Here is a 24,885-nt window from a genome sequence, read left to right on the forward strand (position 1 = left end):
GTTTATTCGTGTAAACGCTATTTTACTGTAAGCGCTACCGCTTGAGATTTGATTGAGATTCTGCATCATGGTTTAATTTAAGTTCAAAATAGTTAAATTATGACCGTTGTTTCTATTGTATCGATAAAACATCTGTTTGTACCGATAATTAATTTGTTTTATTATAAAGGTAAAGATATTTCGAAAGTAGTTCCTTTATCTTTTTCGCTACTTACTTTAATTGTTCCGTTTAGTTTTTTAATAATATCCTGCACATAATTAAGACCAAGCCCAAAACCCTTAACATCGTGTAAGTTACCCGTAGGCACCCTGTAAAACTGATCGAAAATCCTTTTCGACTGCTCTTTAGTCATTCCTATGCCTTTATCTGAAATATCTATAATTAAATTTTTATTTGTATTTCTTGTGGAAATGGTTATTTCAGGCGAGTCTTTACTATACTTATTCGCGTTGTCAATCAGATTGTACAATACATTAGAAAGGTGAAGTTCATCTCCAAAAATAACGGCATTTTCTGCATCTGTATTTACGGTTAAAATTGCATTTTTCTTTTGCAGCTGAAGACTCATACTATCCAAAACGATCATAATCAAATCGTTCAGATCTACTTCTGTATTTTCCATTTTCAGTTCGCCTTTCTCTAATCTGGCTATACTTAAAACTCTTTCAATGTGGCTTCCTAGCCTAACATTCTCATCATAAATGATATTAGCCAAGCGTTTTAACCGAGATTTATCTTCGGTAACTTCAGGGTCTTTAAGTGCTTCACTTGCAATCATAATCGTTGCAACCGGCGTTTTAAACTCATGTGTCATATTATTAATGAAATCGGTTTTCATTTCAGAGATTTTTTTCTGCTTTAATATAGCATAAAGGGTATAACTAAAAATAAAAACAAGCACAAGTAAAAGACCAACGGAGGAAGCTAAAGTTGCACTCAAATTGCCAACTATAGCAGATTTTTTATTAGGAAAGCTAACCTCAAGTACACCAGGGTCACGAAATAAATCGTTGTTAAAAAGCTCAGTTCGATAGGTGTTTTCTGGCAAAAAAGCCAGACCTGGATTAGAGGCCTGTACAAACAGAACAGAATCTTTGTCGGCAAGTTTAACCTGAAAATTGTAATCCTGAGTGATGTTATGATTTAAAAATTCCTTTTTTAAACGCGAATCTAAAGTGGTAAAGTTAATACGTTGAAATAGCGGTATTTTTTCTTCGGATATTTCTTTCGCAACTTCTTCCAATACTTTATATCTAGAATAATCTGCCGGAACCCTACCTAAAGCAGCAATTTGTATTTCGAGTTTACGCTTTGCGATTATATCCTCCCGTTTAAATTTTTTCTCTAAATCATCAGAAATTTTTGGTAATCCGATTAATAAGGGCTTTCCGGTTTTCAATTCAAAAACCTGATATCTAATTGTGTCTGGCAAATTTTGCGATGTCCTGAAGTTAAAAGTTTTAGTATCGGGCGTAAATAATTTAGACCGCATACTATACCCTTTAATAACCAGGCTTTTAATGTCTACAACAGCATCCATTTGCATATCTAACCTAGCTGCTCCTGTAGCAGGTTTATCAAAACTCGAAAGCGATACATATTCTTTTTCGGTAATTACTTTTGGTGCAGAATATGTAGAACGTATTAAACTATCCTGTTGATTAAGGTAATTTTCTATTTCATTTTCGCGTTCGGCTTCTCTAAGCTCCGAAGCCTGGGCAAACTGCTGTTTTAAATCTTTTATATCCAATAAACGTTGCCTAACATCTTGGCTCCGTTTTATTTTATTCTCAGCATCTTTTCTGGTAATTCTGTCGGCAGCACTTAAACGTTGGATTTTATTTACAAACGATGTTAAAGTTTGGTTCACTTGTTCATCAAAAAGCTGCGATTTGAGGTTATATGCTTCCCTTATGTAATACAATTGCATTACAAACACACCAAGCAAGGCTAGTGTCATTAAAACAGTAATAAACCAAAAACTTTTTTTCTTCATTAACCTTGGCCAATCTTATTTAGAAAGATATGAGTTTCAATCCGCTTCAATATTTAAAAGATGTAACAGAATGTAAAAATACTCAATAAGGCTTTGAGGCGTATGCATTTAACATATTTTAACACGCAAGGTATAAAGGGTTTACAAAAGTCAAATATCTATCTAAAATTTTCTGCCAAAAAAAATGCCGGAAAAACTTCCGGCATTTTATCAAAATTGTTTACTTAAAAAAGATTCTTTATTTAGAAAGGCAAGTCATCATCTTCACCTGGCGTATTACTCACATCAGCAGGTGCTGCATAAGCTGGAGTTGCCGCAGCTGGCGCACCACCTGCTATCGCATTAATTCTCCAAATAACCAAACTATTAAAATATGATGTTTTTCCTGTTTTATCTGTCCAAGGACGACCGCGTAAATTAAAGAAAACTTCAACCTCATCGCCTGCTTTAAAACTATCTAATAACCCCGCTTTATCTTGTAATGCCTCAAAACGGATATATTCCGGATATGTTGGGTTTTCTGCGTATTCTATTATTAAATCGCGTTTTTTAAACGTTTCACTTACTTGCTGTGTGGCACCTACTTCGTGTACTTTTCCTTTAATTTCCATATCAAATACTACTTAATTGTACTATAAAGATCAAATCTCTATAATTTTATTGATAACTTCGCATACAATATGATGCAAGTTTTCCACAATAAAAGCAAGGTAATTATTACCTGCAACAAGCGCCTTTCGCCTTATCTACAAGATGAGGTTACGGCTTTAGGTTATACAATAGAAAGAGCTTTTGCTACTGGCGTTGAGCTCAATATCACACTTACAGAGTGTATTAAGCTAAATTTAAACTTGCGCTGTGCCAGTCAGATTTTGTATTCGATAAAAAGTTTTAAGGCTATTACGCCTGATGATTTGTATAATGAAATTTCTGCAATTGAATGGGAGGAACTGATAGATTTTACAGGCTATTTCTCTGTTACTTCTAATGTTGACAACCCGAACATTACCACACCGCTTTTTGCCAACTTAAAAGTTAAAGATGCAATTGTAGATCGTTTAAAAGAGAAAAAAGGCATTCGCCCAAATTCTGGTTCTGATGCCAATAAAACCGTTGTCCATTTATATTGGAAAGATGCAGAAGCTGATGTATTTATGGATACTTCTGGCGAAACATTAGCTAAACATGGTTACCGAAAAATACCAGGTAAAGCACCAATGCTAGAGGCATTAGCTTCAGGGGTTATTTATGCAACCAAATGGGACAAAAAATCGCCATTTATAAACCCAATGTGTGGCTCTGGAACTTTGGCTATCGAAGCTGCACTAATTGCAACCAATCGTGCCCCGGGCTTGTATCGTATGAATTATGGATTTATGCACATAATCGGCTATAATGAAGAAGAGTTTTTCGCAGAGCGTAGAATTTTGAAAGACCAGGTTATTAAAAATATTGAACTAAAAATTGTTGCTTCAGATTTATCTGAAGATGCAGTAGAAGTTACTCGCAGAAATGCAAAAACAGCGGGCGTAGATACATTAATAGATTTTCAGGTTTGTGATTTCGAGGTAACACCAGTTCCGGAAGGTGAAGCCGGAGTTGTTGTATTTAATCCTGAATACGGCGAGCGATTAGGTGTTCACAGTAAACTCGAACTTACTTATAAGCGTATGGGCGATTTTATGAAAAAGGATTGCAAAGGATATACAGGTTATATTTTTACGGGAAATCCTGATTTAGCAAAAAAAATCGGACTAAAGGCATCGAAGAAAGTAGAGTTTTACAACGGAAAATTAGACTGCCGCTTGTTAGAATACGAATTGTATGATGGAAGTCGCAGATTACCACAAACTGAAAACTAGGGTTTAACCAAAGCTTAACATATACCATAATTATCAATCACTTTGGAGGTGCTTGATAGGAAGTGCATTGCAAAAAATTATCTTTTCTTATTCTTTATTCGTTTTTTTTTAAATGTTAAAAACGTGTTAAACTAATCAATAGCCCCTCTTTTACGGCAAAAATTAAATTTTAACAATCTCTAACTGAACAATTTTCGTACTTATTGGTATTAATATATAAAAAATATCGTTACCTATGGAAGATTTATTGGCTTTAAAGACGAAGAATGTAGCCGGGAATATTAGAAAAATTAGAGAATATAGAGATTACACTCAAGATTATCTAGCCGCCAAACTAAAAATTTCGCAAAATGCATATAGTAAAATAGAACTTGGTTATAGTAAACTTACTATAGAACGTCTTTTTCAAATTGCTGCAATTTTAGAAGTAGAGGTAACACAGCTACTTACTCTTGATCACATTGAACTAATTAAAAACATCTCTTCTGAAGAGAAAAAAAATGGCACCACAAATAGTTAGCAGCTTATCCTTTATAACTAAAGCATAATCATTTTTTTTGTTCTGCATTTATTTCCAATACATTTGTGGAAATTGTTTTTCATGGAAGATATTGTAAAAAAGACTATAGAATTTGTTAAGCAAAAATTAGAAAATGCCGAGGCTGGTCATGATTGGTTTCACATTGAAAGGGTTTATAAAACAGCTGTGAACATCAATAAAATTGAAAAAGGTGATGACTTGGTTATTGCTCTGGCTGCTCTTTTACACGATATTGCCGACCCTAAGTTTAACAACGGAGATGAAGAGATAGGGCCTGCCATTTCTGAACAATTTCTATTATCTGTTTTTGTTGATAAGGAGACAATTGCCCATGTAAAATCAATTATTCAAAATATGTCTTTCAAGAATAGTTTTGATGGGGCTGGTTTTACATCGAAAGAAATGCAAATTGTACAGGATGCTGACAGGTTGGATGCTATTGGAGCCATTGGCATAGCAAGAGCATTTACTTACGGGGGTTTTAAAAACCGCGTTTTGTACGATCCGGCAATTAGACCAGAACAGCATATAACCAAAGAAAGTTATAAAAACACCAGTGCTCCAACAATTAATCATTTCTATGAGAAGCTACTTTTATTAAAAGATATGATGAATACTGAAGCAGGTAAATCAATTGCGCTAGAACGTCATCATTTCATGATACAATATTTGGATCATTTTTATAAAGAGTGGGAAGGGAATTAATCTCCTAAAAGGAGTAGGGCATATATACCCTAAGTAAAATACCTAAAAACAGGTATTTTATTGGATTTGTTCTTGCATTAAATTTATGGAAAAATTAACATCATGCAAAACTTCAATCTCAATTATCATAAAAATAGCATACTGTTAACTTCAATGGTGGCAGTTCCATTAATTATTGCTGGTTCTGCGTTAATGGTTTTACTTAGCCTTCCATTAGGATTATCTGAGTTTGTTTACATAACCATAATTGCCATTTCGTTTATTTTTATGATTACTTTCTTAAGATGGTTAATTAACAACTTCATCATTGTTCCTTGTAAAGCAACAATAAGCCAGGAAGGCATATTTTTCTCACTCAAAAAAAGAAGCTTTCTTTACAAAACGAATGAATTTTTCTCTGCATGGGAAAATGTGAGCAGTATTTCTGAAATATTCTGTTCAAAAACGGGTAGAAATTTTCATCGCATAACTTTTATCAATCCAAAAATAACAGCCAATTTTAGCGCAATAAAATACACTGAATCTGATGCCGATAAATTTTTTAATGACTTGAATTATTATAAGGAGACATTCCTGGCAGATAATTCAAAAATTAGAACTAATAATTTTCAAAATTGGATTGTGTATGAATAACTCCTAAAAAGAATATGTTTAGGTATTATTTTACTAATATTTTTAGTTTTATAAAGCTATATTTGTTAGTAAATTCCTACACTATGTCATTTGATAGAATTCGTGAAAAGTTAAATATTTTGGCTGATGCAGCCAAGTACGATGTATCTTGTTCATCAAGTGGTGGTACGAGAAAAAATGATTCCAAAGGCCTTGGAGATAGCCATTCCTCAGGCATTTGCCACACCTATACAGAAGATGGCCGCTGTGTCTCTTTGCTTAAAATTCTTTTAACCAATCACTGCATTTACGATTGTTTGTTTTGCGTTTCTCGCAAAAGCAATGATGTAAAACGTGCGGCTTTTACTGTTGATGAAGTTGTTGAATTAACGATGAATTTTTACAGAAGAAATTACATTGAAGGTTTATTTTTAAGCTCAGGAATTTTCAAAAATGCCGATTTTACGATGGAGCGACTTCTTTTAGTTTGTAAAAAACTTCGTTTAGAGCAAAATTATAACGGTTACATTCATTTAAAAACTATTCCTGGCGCAAGCGACGAGTTGATTAAGGAAGCCGGCTTGTATGCAGACCGGATGAGTATTAATTTGGAAATGCCCACCGAAGCCGGACTTAAACTTTTAGCACCCGAAAAAAGCCACGCCGATGTGATTAAGCCATTAGATTTTGTGAATAAGCAAATGATTCAGCTTTCCGATGAAAAGAAACTGATTAAACATGTTCCTAAGTTCGTTCCGGCAGGACAAAGCACTCAAATGGTAATAGGCGCAACGCCAGAAAGTGATAAAGATATTATGTACACCGCAAATGCGTTTTATAAAAACTTCGCATTAAAACGGGTTTACTATTCAGGTTATGTTCCTATTAGTAACGATAGTAGAATGCCTATTTTAGGTACACAGCCACCACTTTTGCGAGAAAATAGACTTTATCAAACCGATTGGTTAATGCGGTTTTATGGCTTTAAAGTTCAGGAGATATTAAATGATGCAAACCCAAATTTAGATGTTGATATAGACCCAAAGCTAAGTTGGGCAATTAGAAATATGCAACATTTCCCTGTTGATATTAACACAGCTGATTATAAAATGATTTTAAGAATTCCAGGAATAGGTGTTATGTCGGCTAAGAAAATTGTGCAAGCGAGAAAATTTGGAAAGCTCAGAATTGACCAGTTGAAAAAAATTGGTGTTGCATATAACAGAGCCAAACATTTTATTACTTGTGTTGATAGTCCATATCAATTAAGAGATTATCAGGGAACACAGATTAAAGCTTTTATTATGGCAGATAGTCAGAGTAAATATTTGAAAACAGATAGCAATCAAATGATTTTATTTTAATATTTCAATGTACACATAGAAATCAGGAAATTTAATGACTTATATTTTCGATGGCTCAATGCCTGGTCTTTTAACTTCAGTTTTCGAATGGTTTGAGCGTAAGCCAGGAAAAGTTGTGGTTAAATCAAGCGATATTTTTCAGCCAGAGGCTTTTGCAGAAAGTTTTACGGTGGAAACTAACGCAGCAAAAGCCGACCGGGTTTGGGCCGGATTACAGAAGAAGTTAAAAAAAGATTGGTTAAGAAAATTTTATTGCAGCTATCTTTCCGAAATTCCTGAATCGTATAACCATCTTTTTCAATTTGCCTGCTATGTTTTTGAGAACCAAATCGGCGCAGAAAGTAATTATGGCAACGAAAATGTAATCGCCTTATCTAAATATGCAAAAAGTGTAGAGCGGGAAAAACATCGAATGGAAGCCTTTATCCGATTTCAAAAAACAGGAGATGGAATGTTTTACGCAACTATAGACCCCGATTTTAACGTTTTACCACTAATTTCTAATCACTTTAAAAACCGTTACGCCGACCAGCAATGGATTATTTATGATTTAAAACGAAAATATGGCTTGCACTATAATTTAAACACAGTTGACGAAATTACGATAAAGTTTACAAATGGTGTTAATAAAGCTAATCCGGCTTCTGTTTTAATGGATGAAAAGGAAGAACTATATGCAAACCTTTGGAAAGATTATTTTAAAAGCGCCAATATTGTAGCCCGAAAAAATACTAAATTGCATGTGCAACATGTACCCAAAAGGTATTGGAAATATTTAACCGAAAAGCAATTGAGTTAATCATTCTTAAAGTAAGTTTCAAACATGACGCTTAAACTATCCTTCTTCTTTATTCTTCTACTTATTAAAGGAATTACTTTTGCTCAATTAAATGGCTCTTATTCGCATTCTTTTGGAGTAGACGCCGGAACGAGAACCTTAACCTTTGAAGGGCAAAATTTTACCGACGAGCGCACGGGACATATGAATGGTATTCATGGAGCAGGTTCATTTAAATTAGAAAACAGTAACTTATTCCTTAACTACCATTTGATAAAAAATAATGATTCTTCTTTGTATAAGATTGACAGTAAGCTATCGTATTCAAAATATACCAAAATTTTTGTAAAGGTATTTGATGAGAAAATAGAAATGAATGGATGTAGCGTTGCGCTAAGAGATCAAGACTTTAACATTATTTTATACACCACAACATTAAACGATGGATCCACATCTTTATCAGTTAACAAAATAGAAGGCGTACAATATTTAACTATTGATTTTATTGGATACAACCAAGTCGTCATTCCTTATAGAAGACTTTTAGGTATGGAAAATGATATTTTTGTTAACTTTAAACCGCAAAAAACAGTTATTATTCCAGCTCAGGTAGATATCTTAAAAATTATAAAGTGCGATGATAAAGGTGTTACTTTGCGTAAATCGAACGGCGAAGAGCTGCTATTTATAAAATCCAAATAGCATTGAATTTTTAAGCAATTGAGTTAACATTCCATTAACATAAAAACCACTAAATTGCAGCATGAAATTAAGTGTGCTAGTATTATTTACCGCTTTGGCAGTTGCACTATCCATCGGGATGGTTAACTTTTACTTTCAGCATAGTTTATATTATTTGGCCATTTCTTTTGGCGTTTCTTTTCTAAGTAGCTTTTTGGTTTTCTATTATTTATTAGAGAAATATATTTACACCAAAATTAAACTCATTTATAAGCTCATTCATAACCTTAAGCTTGGTAAAGATTTAAAAGATGCACTTGGCGAATACGTGAGTTCCGACCCAATTAATGATGTTGAGCAGGAAGTAAAAGAATGGGCTGGCGCAAAAAAGAAAGAAATCGATCTGCTTAAAAAACAGGAGCAGTTTCGACGGGAGTTTTTATCCAATGTATCTCACGAGTTTAAAACTCCTCTTTTTGCCATACAAGGTTACGTTGAAACTTTGCAGGATTGCATTGTAGACGACCCAGAAATGGCGATGAAATTTCTTAAAAAAGCGGAAAGTAATGTAGAGCGTTTAAGTTATTTAATTAACGATTTAGATGTTATTGCAAAGCTTGAAACTGGTGAAGCACCAATAAATTACCAAAAATTCGATTTTGTTCAATTGGCAAAAGAGGTCATGGAAAACCTCGAAGATAGAGCTAAAGCCAAAAACATAAAACTTTTCTTCAAGGATAAATATACTGCTCTTACTCCGGTATTAGCAGATAGAGAAAAAATTCGTCAGGTTTTAATTAATTTGATGGTTAATAGCATTAAATATGGCATTGAAGGCGGCGAAACCGCTATTAAGATTTTCGAACTTCATGACCAGGTTTTAATAGAGGTTACAGATAATGGAATTGGTATTGAGGAAAAACATTTGCTTCGTTTGTTTGAACGTTTTTACAGAATAGATACCCATCGTGCCCGCGAAGTTGGTGGAACAGGTTTAGGTTTAGCGATTGTTAAACATATATTGGAAGCACATGAGCAAACAATTTCTGTTCGCAGTACACCTGGAATTGGAACAACATTCGCTTTTACTTTGCAGAAATTTGAGCGTTAGTTTTTGAATTTGTGGAAATTTATAGATGAAATTTTCAGCGATTGGCAGTAAAATACAGCTAACAAAGAAATAAAAAGCCTCTTTTTGTAAATTGGAACTAATTTCTACTGTTTTAAATTTTATAAACCCGATGGCACAAATGCTGACTAAACCATCTGCCACTTCGTTTTATCAAATTGTTTAATTTAAGTACAGGTTTTATCGGCAGTAGGTACAGCGGGGCTGAAGTTCCCTAAAAGATACTGTCTTTCATTTCCAAAAAATGAGTGCTTAACGGTTTAATTTTAGTCTGCTACAAACCTTACCCACACAATTAGAGGCAGATAGATTGCAAATGCCAAGTGCTATTTCTTAATATAATTGATAACTTAACATTAACTTAACATTGAGCTTGTAGCTTTGTGGCATATTAAAAATTAAGATGAACAATATTTTTAAGTTCTTTACGCCTCAAGACAAAAAATTTCACCCGCTTTTTGAGCAAGCTGGTAGCAATGCATTAAAGATTGCTGAATCCCTTTTAGAAATGGTGAGCACGGCAGATGCTGAAAGCAGAAAAACAATTTTTAAAGAAATTGAACGCTTAGAGCATGTTGGTGATGATATCACCCATTCGATTTTTCTTGAATTAAGCAGAAACTTTATTACCCCGTTTGATAGAGAAGACATTCACCAATTGGCTACAGCCGTTGATGATGTTGCTGATTATATCTACGGAACTGCAAATCGTATGCAAATGTATAACATGAATAGCATTAGCGAGCCAGTTGTTAAAATTGCAGAGTTGCTGGTAGAAATGTGTACAGATATTGATAAAGCGATTAAAGAATTGCGCAGTTTTAAAAACATCCGCGTTATTGCTGATGCTTGTATCCGTATTAACAGCGGCGAAAACCAGGCTGATTATGTGTTTACTTTAGCAGTTGCACGCTTATTTGAATACGAAACCAATGCAATTGAATTAATTAAACAAAAAGAGGTTTTACAAACGATAGAAAAAGCAACAGATAAGTGTGAGGATGTAGCGAACGTGCTTGAAACTATCTTAGTTAAAAACGCTTAATAAAAAACAAACATGGTAACTACCTTATTGGTTGTTGTTGTAATTCTGGCAATTGCTTTCGATTACATTAATGGCTTCCACGATGCCGCTAACTCGATTGCAACTGTCGTTTCTACAAAAGTTCTTACGCCTTTTCAGGCGGTTTTGTGGGCCGCACTTTTTAATTTTGCAGCTTACTTTTATTTTACCGACCATAAAGTAGCCAATACGGTTGCTAAAACGGTAATCGAAAACTATATCACCTTAGAGGTTATTCTTGCCGGGTTGGTTGCCGCAATTATCTGGAATTTATTAACCTGGTGGTATGGCATTCCATCAAGTTCATCGCACACATTAATTGGCGGTTTTGCTGGTGCGGGCATGACACATGCTTTACTCACAGGCGCAAGTCCGCTTGATGCCGTAAATATGGGTTATGTGGTTAAAATTGTTTCTTTTATTGTACTAGCGCCTGTTATAGGTATGGTAATATCTGTAGTAATAACATTAATTATTATTAACATTTGCCGCTATGCCAAGCCTGCTACTGCCGAGAAATGGTTTAAACGTTTACAGCTTTTATCTTCTGCGGCACTAAGTTTCTTTCACGGTGGTAATGATGCGCAAAAAGTTATGGGTATTATCGCTACGGCACTTATTGCAGCTAAGGTTATTCCTAATTTTGAGGCAATGCCAGGATGGGTTCCTGTTGCGTGTTATTCTGCAATATCTTTAGGCACAATGAGTGGTGGTTGGAAAATTGTAAAAACAATGGGTTCTAAAATCACAAAAGTTACAGCGCTTGAAGGCGTTGCTGCTGAAACTGCAGGTGCTGTTACGCTCGGTATTACAGAACACTTTGCGATTCCCGTTTCTACAACCCACACTATTACTGGTTCAATTGTAGGTGTTGGGATTGTAAAAAGTATATCTGCAGTACGCTGGGGAGTTACAATTAACCTAATCTGGGCTTGGATTTTAACAATTCCGGTTTCTGCAACATTAGCTGCAATTATTTACGCAGCAATTTATTTCTTAAAATAGAAAAACAAAATCTTTTAAATAATACTCGAAAGACCAAAACTGAAAAGTTCTGGTCTTTTTTTATTGCTACCGTGTAAGGAAGAGAGGAACGTTAGAGGTTTCATTCGGATATTCTTATATTTTGAAGAACTTACCAACTCCCCTTCATTTCCTTAGCTACTTCTTTATCCAAAACATCATCACTTTGTTCTAAATTCTTAATAATGCTTTCTTTGTTTGCCGCAGAATGATTCTGGCTCATTTTGAAAACATGGTCGATATTAGTTACAGATATTTCGAAACCTGTAATTGCCTTTAAATGTTTTTGAATATAATCTTCTCCCATTTTGTTAAACGCCGCCGGACTACTTTCGGGTTTTTCATATTTATCTGTCAAATCTCTAATTACCTGATAAGTTTCTTCAGAAGTTAAGAGTTTAATAATTCCTTTTGCCTGAACGGTTTTATAATTCCAGGTTGAAGCTGATTTGGGGTTTTCGTAAACAGATGCGCTGATGTAAGCATGAGCACCAGTAAAAATGGCCATCACATTAGGGTTTTCTTGAAAAGCTTTACAGTGGTCTGTTTTAGTCATTACATGGCCAATTAATTTAACCGAATCACCATCGATAACAGTTTTAACCGGAACCTGCGTTGCCACTGGAAATTCTCCATCGAAACCAATTAAGGTTACAAAAGTATTTTTATGCATAAAATCAAGAATCTCATCCTGATTATCAGTTGTGAAGTATGGTAATTTGTACATGAAGATTTTTAAGAGAAAAAGATGTAATACTTTAATTAGAATTTAACGCTCAACTCAACCAAATCAGTTCCTTTTTTTGGTAAAACCCAATCTGGCCCACTTTGGATAAGCCGTTTGGCTTCCGAATCAGCCTGTTTATTTAGCGATTTAATCACAACAACATTCGTTGGCCTACCATTCTTTTTAACCTTAAAGCTAACAATAACATATTGCGCTGGCCCTTTCGAATTAAGAAGCTTGTTATTACTTTCTAAATATTGCTCGTAATTAATTGTAGAAACAGGAACGGGCTTTGTTATTTCTTCTGCAGATTTATTTAAATTTTCTACAGCTCTTAAAACAATTTTTTGCGGCACAACAGATTCTTTCTTTCTGCCGTTGGAGCCGGTAATTATGGCAATATCATTTAAAGATTTATCACCAGATAACGCCATTCGAATTGCATTTGGGTCGGTAGTAACAGCTTTATCATTAAAACCTTGGGCTGTAATTACAACCTCATTAAGTTTACTTGCACTATCAATAGGCAAAGTAAAAAATCCACTTGCATTAGTCGCCGTTACCGCTTTAGAGTTTTCTAATTTTACTATCGCACCTTGAACAGGCAGACCATTTTGTGTAACTACATTGCCACTATAAATCATGCTATTTCCAGAAAGAGTAGGTGCAGCAGCAATTATTGCTTCATCAGCCTGCACAGGTTTTCTAGCAGAAAAACTCTCTGCCTTAGCTTTGCTAAGCGCAACACTTTGAGAAACTTTCTCTTCTACAAATTCTCTTTCAGCATTTTTTAAAACTGGAGCTGATTTTGTATTTTTAGCCAGGTCACCCGTTTTAGCGTCAACAATAGCCTTATCAATTAAGGCAGCTTTAGAAGCGTTATCAGGAGAATCACTTTTCTTGGATTCGATTGCTGCTAAAGCCGTATTCGAATCTAAATTTACGACAACACCACTTGCTTTTCGCGAAGCAACTTCTGCATTTCTGCGATTTGTTTCACGCATAAAAAACAAAATACTAACCGCGATAAAGGCAACCGTAGCGGTTGCGGCAATACTTAAACGTTGGGTTGTAATCCCCCAAAGTTTGCGCTTAACTGGTTTAGCAGAAACCCTATCATGAAGCTGTTTTTGAAGTATAGAAAGCATTTGCCTACGTTTCGGAGCTTGCTTCAAGCCCTCGAGGGCCTCCGCTACGAAAGGGTCATCCAAAGCCTGCCTTTCTACAAAGTGCATAGCCTTGGCATCAAGTTTACCATCCAGGTAATCTTCCAGAACATCAATATCTAACCAATCGTTATTCACTGCTATTTTTCTCTATACAAATCTTTAAATTCCGCTTACCATTTTGAATATAGCTTTTAACCTTAAGCATCTCGTAGCCAGTAATATCAGCCACCTCTTTATAGCATTTCTCTTGCAGATAGAATAAATCTAAGCTTTTTCGCTGTTCTTCCGGCAAGGTTTCCATGCACTTTTCCATAATGGTAAGTTGCGTTTCTTTTGTGTTGTCAATATCCAGATGCACAAATTCCGTGTTTTCCACAAAAGTATCATCAATAGAAACGTTATTTTGCTTTGCAGATTTCCTCAGTGCCATTAAACAATGGTTTCGGGTTAAAACATGTAACCAACTTTTAAAATTCTGCACTTCATGAATTTTAAGTTTGGTTACCAATTCCTCAAAAATCTGCATTACCGCATCCTTACTTTGCTCTTCATCTTTAAAATAGTTTAAGCAAACTCCGAAAACCAAATGCATATATTTATTGTAAAGCGTACCCAACGAGTCTAAATCGCCTGAGTTTTTATACTCAGCAATTAATTTGGCATCGTCCTGCTGGTGGTTTCCAGCTGTGTTTTTTATAAACTTCAAAAAAATTGGGTTGCTATATCGAATAATCTTTCAAGTATAAAAAATATTTCTGAGTGATGGGTTATAAACTAAATATTTAGGGATAAATCGCCTGTTGTTTTTTTGAAAAGCAGGTTGCTGTGTTAATCGGTTGCAGCAGTCCCGCCTTTTGTTGCAATCTTTTAAAAATTAATAGGTTAATAAAAGCATTTCCACTTCAGTGGGATTGGGTGGCCACTTTCTTTTAAATATTTAATGGCTAATTGCAAAATACATGGCTCAAAATAAATTTTAACATTTTCCTTTTTCACAAACCTTTATCTTTGAAAATAATTATTTATGGCAGTTGTTTTGCATAGCAAAACCAAATACACACAAAATGAAAAAAATTAATATTCTATCTGCATCCCTAGCATTAATATTATTTACTAGTCTAAATGCCAACGCCCAATTTAAACTGAGCGACATTTTTAAAAAAGTAACCGAAAAATCGACAACAACGAGCGCTACTGGAACACCATCTACTTTAGAAATTGGACAAGGTATAAAGGAAGCTTTACAAATTGGCGTTTCTGCCGGAGCAGACAGATTATCTGTTAAAGATGGTTTTTTAGGTAATTTGGCTGTTAAAATCCTCATGCCACCTGAGGCACAAAAGGTAGAAAAAACACTTCGTAGCATCGGATTAAATTCACTTTGCGATAATGTAATTACCAGTTTAAATCGTGCTGCAGAAGATGCGGCCACAGAAGCAAAACCAATTTTTATTTCCGCAATTAAAGGCATGACTTTAACTGATGCCACAAACATCCTTCTAGGTAATAAAAACTCAGCTACAGAATATTTCAAAAGGGTAACTACTGCTCAATTAATACAAAAGTTTAGTCCGATTGTAACAACAAGCTTAAGCAAAGTAAATGCAACTAAATATTACAGCGATTTAACCTCTCAATACAATCGTTTGCCCTTGGTAAAACCAGTAAATACCAATTTAACTGAATATGTAACTCAAAAAGCAATAGATGGTTTATTTATAGAAGTGGCGAAAGAGGAGTTAAAAATTAGAGATAATTTTAGCTCAAGAAGTTCTACATTATTGCAAAAGGTATTCGGCTATGCCGACAAGAAAAAAAGTTAAGTCTATTTAAAATCATAAAAACAGAAGATTCAGGTTTCGTAAGCGCCTGAATCTTTTTTGTTTAAAAACTATTTGTAAAATTGTATATGACTAAGTTTAACACCTATTTGGCAGCACTTCTTATTCCTTGCCTAGCTTTATTTGCAGCTTGTAATTCTAATAATAAAGCAACGGAGAAACCAACAGCAATGCTTGATACCATTTCTTTAAGCGCCAAAAATTTCGGTTTGGCTTATCAAGATGGAAACAAAATTGTAGCGACTAGCATCGACACCCTGAAACAAATTTCTTTTGGTGGCGCTACTAATCCTGCGATTTCGCCAGACGGAAATAAGTTAGCTTACACTGTTTTAGATAGTGCGGAACACAGAACTATTTGGGTGGCTGATATGGAGAATAAAAGCCAATCGCAATTAAAGGTAAATAATGATAACTACTATCAAGCGGTGTGGTCGCCAAGTGGAAACGCAATTGCTTTTAATATTTTTAACGATAAAAAACTTTGGAAAGTTGGTATCATTAAAACTGATAATACGGGTTTTATAATACTGGATAATGAATCGAAAATTAATGTGTATTCGCCAACCTGGAAAAACGAAACCCAATTAGTTGCGCATGATTTAGTCAATCTTTACACTTTCGATATTTCAGGAAAATTAGTTGAGACAAAATCTATCATTGATTTAATTGGAAAGGAATTTTCTTTATCGAGTAGTAATCGCTTTTTTTATTCGAAAGATGGCAAGAAGTTGATTTTTAATGCTGGCAATACAGATATTATGGATGGATTAACTGGCCCTAGTGAAGCCGTTTATATTTTAGATTTAGCCAGTAAAAAAGTAGAACGTATTTCGCCAAAAGGGATGAATGTTCCTTACGTTTTTCTTACGGCTGATGATAGAATCTTTTACAGTGGTGCCGAAAAACCATTTACAGAAAATAAGATTTATGTTGCTGATTTAAGCGGCAACATTAAAACAGTTGTTGACAAGGGAACGAACCCTACGGGTGCATTAAAGTAATTTTTAACTTTTTTATAGATTTGTTTTTAGAAGTAGTTGTTTCATTGAGCTTGTCGAAATGCCGCAAGTAGAATCTAAAAGGTTCTTCGACAAGCTCAGAATGACAAATTTATATGTTCCTCATTTTTGGGGATTTTTAATCTTCAGTTACAAAAACCCTAACCAACGGTTTCGAAAAAAAATAAAAAAATTTAAAGTAATATTGAGCTTCATCCGTCTACTAGTTTATAAAGCGAAAATTAGTGCCAACAAACGAATCTCAAAATATCATTTCTACGGTTGCCGATTATGGTAAACGCTTGTTCAGTTTCATCCGAGGTCGGGTGAATACGGATGAGGATGCGGAAGATATTTTGCAGGATGTATGGTATCAATTGAGCAATCAGCCGGAAGCTGGTGCAATTGAACAAATTGGTGGCTGGCTTTATCGTGTGGCCCGAAATAAAATTACCGACCGTTATCGTAAGCAAAAAGATGTTCTAATTGAAGATTTGAGCTATGAGGATGAAGATGGTGAAATTAATTTCAGAGAGATTTTATTAGCCGAATCTTTCTCCCCCGAAGAGGAAAGTTTAAAGAAACTTTTCTGGGATCAGCTATTTCTGGCGCTGGAAGAATTACCTGAAAATCAACGCTATGTTTTTGTACAGAACGAATTGGAAGACCGAACTTTTCAGGAACTGGCAGATGAAACTGGCGAAAACATTAAAACCTTAATATCTAGAAAAGGTTACGCAGTGAAACACTTGCGCAGCCGTTTACAAAATTTATATCAAGAATTTATTAACTATTAATTTGCAGAAGATGAGAAATAGAAAGTTTAGCAAGGGCAAGAAATTCATTTTCTTTTTACCCGTTGTAGCATTAATTGCAGCTGCTTTGGGGTTTATAGTGATGTATTTATGGAACTGGATTTTGCCTGAAGTGACGCACTGTGGGCAATTGAATTTTTGGCAGGCAATTGGCTTATTGGTTTTATGCAGATTGCTGTTTGGCAATTTTAACAAAGGCGGCGGCGGTCCGGGTAATCGTTTCCGAGAAAAAGCATGGACATTACGTTCTAAGTGGGATGGCATGAATGAGGAACAAAGAGCCAAATTTAAAGAAGAATACAAGCGCCGTTGCGGCGGTTGGGGCCATCGGAATAAGGAATAATTTTAAAGCCAGCTGAAAAGTTGGCTTTTTTTATGAGCTATTATTGTTAAAAACCTAAAGCATTCTCATTTCTTCTGTTTAACCCAATCTTTTGCTTCTTCTCTTCAATGATGGATTGCGCTACACTTTTAATTTCGATCTTGCTTTGATAGGGTGAGGTTTTTCTTAACTGGTTAAAAAACATTTTCAAAAATCTTAAAGTAAAAATAAAGTTCCTCCGTCTACTGTATTAAATAACAACAGATAACAAGATGAAAAAGATATTAAAAGCTACAGGATTCGGAATTGTACTTGGTGCAACGGCGTTCTTCATTCCATTCATATTTAAGTTTATTCTAATTGCAATGGTCATCGGAATGGTTTTTAGAATGTTTGCGCATTCAAAAAGAAGACATTTCATGCATCGTTTTGAAATGTACCAAAACAACAATCATTTCAGTCAGATTACGCCGATTGATAACCAGTGGTACACACCAACAGTGGAGAGAAATAGTCCGGTTCAAAACATTAACGTAAACTACTAAAAACAATGAAAGCATTTAGAATAATATTAGCACTAATTGTAGCAGGAGCAACATTTTACAGCTTAAATGTATTGGCTATTCAAAACGGCTATCGCGATAGATTAGATTTTAAAAACAGGCACTATCACGATGAAGATTGTAATCGTGATTATCGCAGAAATCACGGTTTCAGTCACCATAAAAAAGGAGGCGCAGATAGTGCAATTACTCCAATAGATAGTGTAAATAAAGCAAATAAGTAAAAATGTCGCAGGTTCTATTTTTAAGCAGCCCATCGCACAACGAGGTTAATCCAATTTTAAACTTAGCAAGCGAATTGATTACCCGTGGCGAACAAGTAACATTCTTTAGTTCTGAAGAATTTAAACAACCCATTGAGGAGATTGGCGCCAATTTTAAGGCATACACCAATAATTTAGATATTTTCAACAGGAACGAAAATGAGAATGAAAAACCAAAATCGGGTTTAATTACGGCGCTTTTAGAGCCTATGAGGTTTATTGATGATATACTAGGGCAAATAAGGGGATTGAAATTTGATTACGCGGTTTTCTCTCCCGCTTATCCTTTCGCCAATATCATTACCCAAATGTTGGGAATTTCGAAAACACAATACGGTGTTTCCAATTAAAATATTGGCCACGGCCAATGAATTAACAAATTAGCATACCATAAAAATTTAAAAAATGTACAACGAAAATAGATGCCACAACGGCAAAATGGATTACAGAGGTTTTGGGCCGAGAGGAAGATTTGGCGGTCGCCACGGCAGATTTACCCAACATGCACAAGAAATGTTTGGTGCCGCATTTAGAAAAGTACCTGCAAATATTGAAGACACTGAAGATAGTTTTATCGTTCATGTTTTTGCCCCGGCTTTAGTTAAAGAACACTTAAAGGTGGTAACCAAAGATGATGTTTTAACCATTTCTTATAGCCCGAAAGATGACGATAACACAAAAGAGAAATTTAGCAGAAAAGAATACAGCAACGGCGCTTTTGAAAGAGCTTTTGCTTTAAACGGAAAAGTAATTACCGAAAGCATTTCAGCAAGTTATACTGATGGCATTTTGAAAGTAACCCTTCCGAAAAACCCCGAAACGAATACGCCAGCGAAAAATATTCAGGTGGATTAATTTTTGTCTATTATAATTTCCCAGGGTCTCGACGAAAATCGGGACTTTTTTAGGTTATGTTTTTTGCAGTTTTTTTGCCAAGGAACACAGAAAGCTGGGAATTATTTTATTATTGGAGATTTGTAATCCTGAGTAACTCGTATGGACAAGTGCAAACTAGGTTGCTTGCACAGTTTTAGTTCTCTAAACCCGATTGTACGAAAATACTTTTTATTCCCTAAATCCCCAAAGGGGACTTGGGGAAAAAGATTGTAGTGAGAGCGGGACTGATTTCTCCGAAAGGAACAGAACATTGCTTTCCAAATCCATATTAAAATTTGATAAAAATGTCGTTTGCTATTCGGCTTAATTTGAGGTACTTTTGCTAAAAGATATAAATACAACAGATTGAATTTTAACGACTTTAACTTTAACCCAGATTTACACGAAGGCCTGATGGCCATGGGGTATAAAAGCGCTACTCCGATACAAGAACAAGCTATTCCTGTAATTTTAGATAATCACGACCTTATTGCTTGTGCCCAAACCGGTACAGGAAAAACGGCAAGCTACCTTTTGCCGGTAATGGATAAAATTAGTCGTGCCGCTGATAGACACAATAATACTTTAATTTTAGCACCAACACGAGAGCTTGCCCAGCAAATTGACTTACAAGTAGAGGCATTGGCTTATTTCACCAACATCAGTTCGCTTGCGGTTTATGGAGGTGGCGATGGCATTGCGTATGAACAGCAGAAACGTTCAATGCGTGATGGTGTTGATATCATTATTGCTACTCCTGGTCGTTTAATGGCACATTTATCCTCTGGTGTTTTAAAATTAGAGCATTTACAGCATTTAATTTTAGACGAGGCAGATAGAATGCTAGACATGGGTTTTTATGATGATATTATTCGCATCATTAGCTACCTGCCAAAGAAAAGACAAACGCTATTATTTTCGGCCACAATGGCACCGAAAATTAGAACAATGGCGGCTAAAATTTTACATGAACCACAGCAAATTACCATATCAATTGCTAAACCTGCAGAAGGAATTGACCAGCAGGCTTATAATATTCACGACCAACAGAAACAGGCTTTATTAACTGAGATTTTTAAAAGCGGCCAATATAAGAGCAGTATTATTTTCGTTTCGACAAAAGATAAAGTTAAGGCGCTTTACAAAACCTTTAAGAGTTTGGGTATTAAAGCTGAAGCTTTCCATTCGGATTTGGGTCAAAAAGAGCGTGAAGATATTTTATTGGCCTTCAAGAATAGAAGATTGCCTATTTTAATCGGAACAGATGTTTTATCTCGGGGTATTGATGTAGAAGGAATTGATTTGGTTATCAATTATGATGTTCCGGGCGACCCAGCAGATTATGTTCATAGAATTGGTAGAACTGCAAGAGCGGCTACAAAAGGAACAGCGATTACTTTGGTTAACGGCAGAGATAAACGCAAGTTTGATAATATTGAGAAACTGATTGAAAAACCAGTTCCACGCATGCCTTTGCCTGAGGCTATTGCAGCAATGGAAATTACTAATGTTGAAGAGAAAAGACCGCATCAGAATAACGGTAAGAAAAAGGTTTGGCATAAGAAAAAGCCAAAACCAACAAGCTAGTTATTTAACACTTTCATGATATTTTACATCCATTTTTTAAAACAATTAAGAGTAAATTAGCTTAATTAAAGAATTATAAAATGGATGCAAAAATTGGAATAACCGGAGAAAACAGGCAAGCTGTTTCGGAACAATTGGCTAAATTATTGGCCGATGAATATGTTCTTTACACCAAAACACGTAATGCACATTGGAATGTTGAAGGTGCTGATTTCTTAGCAAAGCATAAGTTTTTCGAAGATCAGTATAATCAATTAGATGAATTTATTGATAGCGTTGCAGAGCGTATTCGTAAAATTGGTCATTATGCACCAGCTACCTTAAAAAACTTTTTGGCTTTAACTCACTTAACCGAGTATAGTGAAAGACATAATGATAGTTTAGGTTACATTAAAGACTTATTAGCCGACCACGAAGCTATTATTGAGTTTATTAGAGGAAATATTAGCCCAATAGCTAATGATTATGGCGATGCCGGAACAAGTGATTTTATTACTGGTTTAATGGAGAGCCACGAAGAAATGGCCTGGTTTTTAAGAGCCCATTTGAAATAAGATTTAAATTATTTTTTTGAACGCCAATGGGGATTATTCTTATTGGCGTTTTTCTTTTATAGATTATATTTGCCCCAATCAATGGCAAACTTCATTCTTATCGGCTTATGCATTCTGGCTGGAATTCTTTTTAGAAAGAGTAAAACCCTACCTAAAGATGCACACAAAGGCATTAATGCCTGGATAATTTATATCGCTTTGCCGGCTGTTTCATTTAAGTATTTGCCACACATTAACTGGACAAAAGATTTGCTTTTTCCAGCACTTGCTCCAGTTTGTGTCTGGATGCTTGGCTGGCTGTTTATTACGTTTTATAGTCGCTTTGGCAAAATAAGTAAAGCTACATCTGGTGGTTTAAAATTGGTCAGTTCTTTAAGTAATACTTCGTTTATCGGCTTCCCTTTAATTGTTGCTTATTTCAGCGAGAAAGAATTGGCCATTGCAATCATTTGCGACCAGGTTACTTTTACGCTTTTATCAACCATTGGAATAATTACAGCGATTCGTTCGTCGCAACAACAGAAGTTAAGTGCAAAATTGGTTCTTAAAAAGGTCTTAACCTTTCCGCCACTAATTGGCTGTTTTTTAGCGCTGATTATTCCTCGCTATTTAGATATTACCACTTTAGATCCTTTATTTGATAAGCTCGCTGGAACTGTTGGCCCGCTGGCGTTGTTTTCTATTGGTTTACAACTGAAATTTGGCGGTTGGTTTAGCGAACTGAAACACATCAGCTTTGCGCTACTTTACAAGCTTATTTTGGCTCCACTTTCTGTTTTGCTTATTGCTCTGCTTTTAGGGATGAATGGAATGATAACCAAAATTACCATCTTTGAAATGGCAATGCCAACTTTATTAACTGCTGGCGTTGTTGCAGATCAGTATAATTTAAACCCAAAGGTTTCTAATTTAGTTGTTGGAATTGGAATATTATTATCATTTGTAACAACAGGCTTGTGGTGGCTGGTAATTAGTTCTTTAAAATTATAATTTCAATTTTAAAATTGTATAAACTATATTAGTAATTCTAAATAAACGATAATGTCCCACTTCACAAAAGTTGAAAAAAAAGATGATATTTCATATCAAGAATTTGTAGACGAACATCTTAAAAAGAGAATCCCAGTAGTTTTTAAAAATGCTACATTAGCATGGGAATCAAATACAATATTCACCCCTGATTTTTTTAGTAAAAACTTTGGAAATCAAACAACTACTTCTGGCGGTATCAACTACACGATGAATGAGATTTTAGAAATCACAAAGAATAGCACTCCAGAAAATCCAGCTCCATATCCTATCCTTTTCGAAATACCTAAACAATTACCAGATTTATTAAAGTATTTAGATCCAATTCACATTAATTATTCAAGGCCAAACTGGTTTGCTTCAAAAAACTTTCCTTATGGCAAGTATGGAAAAAACATACAATTATTTATTGGCGGCAAAGGCAACCAATATAGCCTTCATAAAGATTTTTTTCATACTAATGCGTGGATCACTCAATTATATGGGCAGAAAAAATTTGTTGTCTTTCCTCATGGTCAAGATGATTATCTATACGCGGGAGAAAAAGGTTTCGATAGCTTCCTTTCGCCTATAAACATTTTAAATCCTGATTTAGAGAAGTATCCTGATTATAAAAAAGCAACCCCGTTAGAGATTATTCTTGAACCAGGTGAAACCATATTTATTCCTAACGGTGTATGGCATACTACTGTTGGAATGGGGCACAATATTTCACTGATATTCGATCAATTGAATGCCAGAAACTTTGATGATTGGACAAAAGACATTTATACAATTAAAAAGGATCAAGGACTACTTAAATCAAATATGCATTACGCTTTCGCTAAAAGTGCTGGAATATTATGTAAAATTAGAGAAGTATTCGGAGAACGATTCTAATTAACATTCTGGCAAGCTAATCGGAATATTTGTAGCTAAACCACCATCTGATGTTTCTTTGTATTTCGCGTTCATATCCAGCGCGGTTTCCCACATCGTATTAACAACTGCATCTAAACTCACTTTTGCCTTATCAGGATTACTTTGCAAAGCAAGTTGACTTGCCGTAATGGCTTTAATTGCACCCATCGTGTTCCGCTCAATACAAGGAATTTGAACCAAGCCTCCAATTGGGTCGCAGGTCAAGCCTAAATGATGCTCCATAGCGATTTCTGCTGCCATTAAAACCTGCCGTTGAGAGCCGCCTAAACATTCCGTTAAAGCAGCCGCAGCCATCGCAGAAGAAACGCCTATTTCGGCCTGGCAACCGCCCATTGCAGCCGAGATCGTTGCACCTTTTTTGAAAATACTTCCAATTTCTGATGCACAGGCAATAAACTGAATTATTTTTTCTTCAGAATAACCATCGCAAAAAGTGATAAAATATTGCAAAACTGCAGGAATTACGCCCGCTGCCCCATTTGTTGGAGCCGTAACAACTCGCCCGAATGAAGCATTTTCCTCATTAACAGCAAGCGCAAAACAACTTACCCAGTCTAATGTATAATTAAAACCATTTCCTCCTTTTCTAATGGCTTCAAGCCATGAATTATAATCGTGGTATTCGGATTTACTAATCAGTCTTTTATTTAGAGGAAAAGCCCTTCTGGCAACATTCAATCCACCTGGCAAGAAACCTGTTGTATGGCAACCGCGATAAATGCAATCCCTCATTACTGCGAAATGTTGCAGGATACCAGCCTTTGTAACCGATTCTGGTCGCCAGGCAAGTTCATTCTCCATTACAATTTCACTCACCTTTAAACCTGTTGATAAACACCAGTGCAAAAGTTCTTTTGCTTTCTCTACCGGAAAAGGTAAATCGACCTGAACTTTTTGGCTATTATCTTCCCCCTCTTTTACCACAAAACCACCTCCAATAGAATAATAAGTTTCAGAAAAAGCCTTTCCGTTTTTAAACAAAGCCTGAAAAGTAACTGCGTTTGGGTGAAAAGGAAGGCTTTCGGCAAATAAGAAAAGTAAATCATTATCGTAATCGAAATCGATAATTAAATCGCCTGCAAGGCTTAATTTTTTATCTCTTTGGATGGCTTCGAAAGTTGGTGTTACCGCATCAACATCGAAAGTTACGGGATCGGCGCCACTTAGACCCAATAATATTGCAACATCAGTTCCATGGCCTTTGCCTGTTTTAGCAAGCGAGCCATAAAGCAATATTTTTATCATTTCTACATCTTCTAATAGATTATTCTCTTTTAGCGAAGCGGTAAATTGCTGTGCAGCTCGCCAAGGCCCAAGCGTATGCGAACTTGATGGACCAATGCCGATTTTAAAAATATCGAAAACTGAAATTTGTTCCTTTATCATTATGAATAGTTAGTTACAGATTATCAATTTTGCATGTAAACCCGTTAAACAAAGCTATAATAGTTTTTAATTAAAT

At 35.3% G+C, this 24,885-nt stretch carries 28 protein-coding genes; 22 read left to right on the plus strand and 6 right to left on the minus strand.

Annotated elements, in window-relative coordinates; all coding sequences use genetic code 11:
* Positions 1-161: 161 nt before the first annotated feature.
* Positions 162-1,997 (minus strand): sensor histidine kinase, encoded by a 1,836-nt coding sequence (locus ACFOUY_RS04930; RefSeq protein ID WP_378959360.1) that lies wholly within the window; start codon positions 1,995-1,997, stop codon positions 162-164.
* A 242-nt stretch (positions 1,998-2,239) separates the two neighbouring features.
* Positions 2,240-2,608 (minus strand): DUF3127 domain-containing protein, encoded by a 369-nt coding sequence (locus ACFOUY_RS04935; protein ID WP_378959361.1) that lies wholly within the window; start codon positions 2,606-2,608, stop codon positions 2,240-2,242.
* Between the two features lie 72 nt (positions 2,609-2,680).
* Between ACFOUY_RS04935 and ACFOUY_RS04940 the strand changes: the two genes are divergently transcribed.
* From ACFOUY_RS04940 to ACFOUY_RS04985, 10 genes are all read left to right on the plus strand, one after another.
* Positions 2,681-3,859, plus strand: coding sequence for a THUMP domain-containing class I SAM-dependent RNA methyltransferase (locus tag ACFOUY_RS04940; protein WP_378959528.1), 1,179 nt, complete (start codon positions 2,681-2,683; stop codon positions 3,857-3,859).
* Positions 3,860-4,094: 235 nt separating this feature from the next.
* Positions 4,095-4,379, plus strand: coding sequence for a helix-turn-helix domain-containing protein (locus tag ACFOUY_RS04945; RefSeq protein ID WP_378959363.1), 285 nt, complete (start codon positions 4,095-4,097; stop codon positions 4,377-4,379).
* A gap of 81 nt (positions 4,380-4,460) precedes the next feature.
* Positions 4,461-5,105 (plus strand): HD domain-containing protein, encoded by a 645-nt coding sequence (locus tag ACFOUY_RS04950; protein ID WP_378959364.1) that lies wholly within the window; start codon positions 4,461-4,463, stop codon positions 5,103-5,105.
* A 102-nt stretch (positions 5,106-5,207) separates the two neighbouring features.
* A complete protein-coding gene (locus tag ACFOUY_RS04955) occupies positions 5,208-5,738 on the plus strand; it encodes a hypothetical protein (RefSeq protein WP_378959365.1) in 531 nt (176 codons plus the stop codon).
* A gap of 83 nt (positions 5,739-5,821) precedes the next feature.
* Positions 5,822-7,081: a putative DNA modification/repair radical SAM protein gene (locus ACFOUY_RS04960; RefSeq protein WP_378959366.1), complete on the plus strand. Its 1,260-nt coding sequence runs from the start codon at positions 5,822-5,824 to the stop codon at positions 7,079-7,081.
* Between the two features lie 34 nt (positions 7,082-7,115).
* Entirely contained in the window at positions 7,116-7,880 is a 765-nt protein-coding gene (locus ACFOUY_RS04965; RefSeq protein WP_378959368.1) for a TIGR03915 family putative DNA repair protein, read from the plus strand.
* A 24-nt stretch (positions 7,881-7,904) separates the two neighbouring features.
* The gene (locus ACFOUY_RS04970; RefSeq protein ID WP_378959369.1) at positions 7,905-8,561 is read left to right on the plus strand and encodes a hypothetical protein; all 657 of its coding nucleotides are present in this window, start codon (positions 7,905-7,907) and stop codon (positions 8,559-8,561) included.
* A gap of 61 nt (positions 8,562-8,622) precedes the next feature.
* On the plus strand, positions 8,623-9,651 hold the full coding sequence (locus ACFOUY_RS04975) for a sensor histidine kinase (RefSeq protein WP_378959370.1): 1,029 nt from the start codon (positions 8,623-8,625) through the stop codon (positions 9,649-9,651).
* 421 nt (positions 9,652-10,072) lie between these two features.
* The gene (locus ACFOUY_RS04980) at positions 10,073-10,714 is read left to right on the plus strand and encodes a DUF47 domain-containing protein (RefSeq protein ID WP_378959371.1); all 642 of its coding nucleotides are present in this window, start codon (positions 10,073-10,075) and stop codon (positions 10,712-10,714) included.
* A 12-nt stretch (positions 10,715-10,726) separates the two neighbouring features.
* Positions 10,727-11,737 carry an inorganic phosphate transporter gene (locus tag ACFOUY_RS04985; RefSeq protein WP_378959372.1) on the plus strand — a complete coding sequence of 337 codons (1,011 nt, stop codon included), beginning with the start codon at positions 10,727-10,729 and terminating at the stop codon, positions 11,735-11,737.
* A 130-nt stretch (positions 11,738-11,867) separates the two neighbouring features.
* Here the strand turns inward: ACFOUY_RS04985 and ACFOUY_RS04990 are convergent, their stop codons facing one another.
* Genes ACFOUY_RS04990 through ACFOUY_RS05000 form a run of 3 tightly spaced genes read right to left on the minus strand, consistent with a single transcriptional unit; the run spans position 11,868 to position 14,357 of the window.
* Entirely contained in the window at positions 11,868-12,482 is a 615-nt protein-coding gene (locus tag ACFOUY_RS04990) for an FMN-binding negative transcriptional regulator (protein ID WP_378959373.1), read from the minus strand.
* Positions 12,483-12,517: 35 nt separating this feature from the next.
* Positions 12,518-13,786: a hypothetical protein gene (locus ACFOUY_RS04995; protein WP_378959374.1), complete on the minus strand. Its 1,269-nt coding sequence runs from the start codon at positions 13,784-13,786 to the stop codon at positions 12,518-12,520.
* Positions 13,779-14,357, minus strand: coding sequence for an RNA polymerase sigma factor (locus ACFOUY_RS05000; RefSeq protein ID WP_378959375.1), 579 nt, complete (start codon positions 14,355-14,357; stop codon positions 13,779-13,781). Before ACFOUY_RS05000 ends, ACFOUY_RS04995 begins: the two co-directional genes overlap by 8 nt.
* Before the next feature lie 358 nt (positions 14,358-14,715).
* Here ACFOUY_RS05000 and ACFOUY_RS05005 point away from each other — a divergent pair, with 358 nt between their 5' ends.
* The 12 genes from ACFOUY_RS05005 (at position 14,716) to ACFOUY_RS05060 (ending at position 23,381) form a co-directional block, all read left to right on the plus strand.
* Positions 14,716-15,474: a DUF4197 domain-containing protein gene (locus ACFOUY_RS05005; RefSeq protein ID WP_378959376.1), complete on the plus strand. Its 759-nt coding sequence runs from the start codon at positions 14,716-14,718 to the stop codon at positions 15,472-15,474.
* A gap of 86 nt (positions 15,475-15,560) precedes the next feature.
* Positions 15,561-16,496 carry a TolB-like translocation protein gene (locus ACFOUY_RS05010; RefSeq protein ID WP_378959377.1) on the plus strand — a complete coding sequence of 312 codons (936 nt, stop codon included), beginning with the start codon at positions 15,561-15,563 and terminating at the stop codon, positions 16,494-16,496.
* 242 nt (positions 16,497-16,738) lie between these two features.
* The gene (locus ACFOUY_RS05015; protein WP_378959378.1) at positions 16,739-17,290 is read left to right on the plus strand and encodes an RNA polymerase sigma factor; all 552 of its coding nucleotides are present in this window, start codon (positions 16,739-16,741) and stop codon (positions 17,288-17,290) included.
* Positions 17,291-17,300: 10 nt separating this feature from the next.
* Entirely contained in the window at positions 17,301-17,651 is a 351-nt protein-coding gene (locus ACFOUY_RS05020) for a hypothetical protein (protein WP_378959379.1), read from the plus strand.
* A 251-nt stretch (positions 17,652-17,902) separates the two neighbouring features.
* Positions 17,903-18,175, plus strand: a complete 273-nt coding sequence (locus ACFOUY_RS05025; RefSeq protein WP_378959380.1) for a hypothetical protein — start codon at positions 17,903-17,905, stop codon at positions 18,173-18,175.
* A 5-nt stretch (positions 18,176-18,180) separates the two neighbouring features.
* Positions 18,181-18,417 carry a hypothetical protein gene (locus tag ACFOUY_RS05030; protein ID WP_378959381.1) on the plus strand — a complete coding sequence of 79 codons (237 nt, stop codon included), beginning with the start codon at positions 18,181-18,183 and terminating at the stop codon, positions 18,415-18,417.
* A gap of 2 nt (positions 18,418-18,419) precedes the next feature.
* Positions 18,420-18,806 carry a glycosyltransferase gene (locus tag ACFOUY_RS05035; protein WP_378959382.1) on the plus strand — a complete coding sequence of 129 codons (387 nt, stop codon included), beginning with the start codon at positions 18,420-18,422 and terminating at the stop codon, positions 18,804-18,806.
* 55 nt (positions 18,807-18,861) lie between these two features.
* Positions 18,862-19,311 (plus strand): Hsp20/alpha crystallin family protein, encoded by a 450-nt coding sequence (locus ACFOUY_RS05040; RefSeq protein ID WP_378959383.1) that lies wholly within the window; start codon positions 18,862-18,864, stop codon positions 19,309-19,311.
* 387 nt (positions 19,312-19,698) lie between these two features.
* A complete protein-coding gene (locus ACFOUY_RS05045; RefSeq protein WP_378959384.1) occupies positions 19,699-20,919 on the plus strand; it encodes a DEAD/DEAH box helicase in 1,221 nt (406 codons plus the stop codon).
* Positions 20,920-20,999: 80 nt separating this feature from the next.
* Positions 21,000-21,473, plus strand: a complete 474-nt coding sequence (locus tag ACFOUY_RS05050; RefSeq protein ID WP_378959385.1) for a Dps family protein — start codon at positions 21,000-21,002, stop codon at positions 21,471-21,473.
* Positions 21,474-21,554: 81 nt separating this feature from the next.
* Complete coding sequence (locus tag ACFOUY_RS05055; protein WP_378959386.1) at positions 21,555-22,463, plus strand: AEC family transporter; 909 nt, start codon at positions 21,555-21,557, stop codon at positions 22,461-22,463.
* Positions 22,464-22,514: 51 nt separating this feature from the next.
* A complete protein-coding gene (locus ACFOUY_RS05060) occupies positions 22,515-23,381 on the plus strand; it encodes a cupin-like domain-containing protein (RefSeq protein WP_378959387.1) in 867 nt (288 codons plus the stop codon).
* On the opposite strand, the gene ACFOUY_RS05065 is transcribed toward ACFOUY_RS05060, so the two are convergent.
* Complete coding sequence (locus ACFOUY_RS05065) at positions 23,382-24,809, minus strand: L-serine ammonia-lyase (RefSeq protein ID WP_378959388.1); 1,428 nt, start codon at positions 24,807-24,809, stop codon at positions 23,382-23,384.
* Positions 24,810-24,885: the final 76 nt, after the last annotated feature.

This window comes from Pedobacter jamesrossensis (assembly GCF_042650905.1).
GTDB classification, from domain to species: domain Bacteria; phylum Bacteroidota; class Bacteroidia; order Sphingobacteriales; family Sphingobacteriaceae; genus Pedobacter; species Pedobacter jamesrossensis.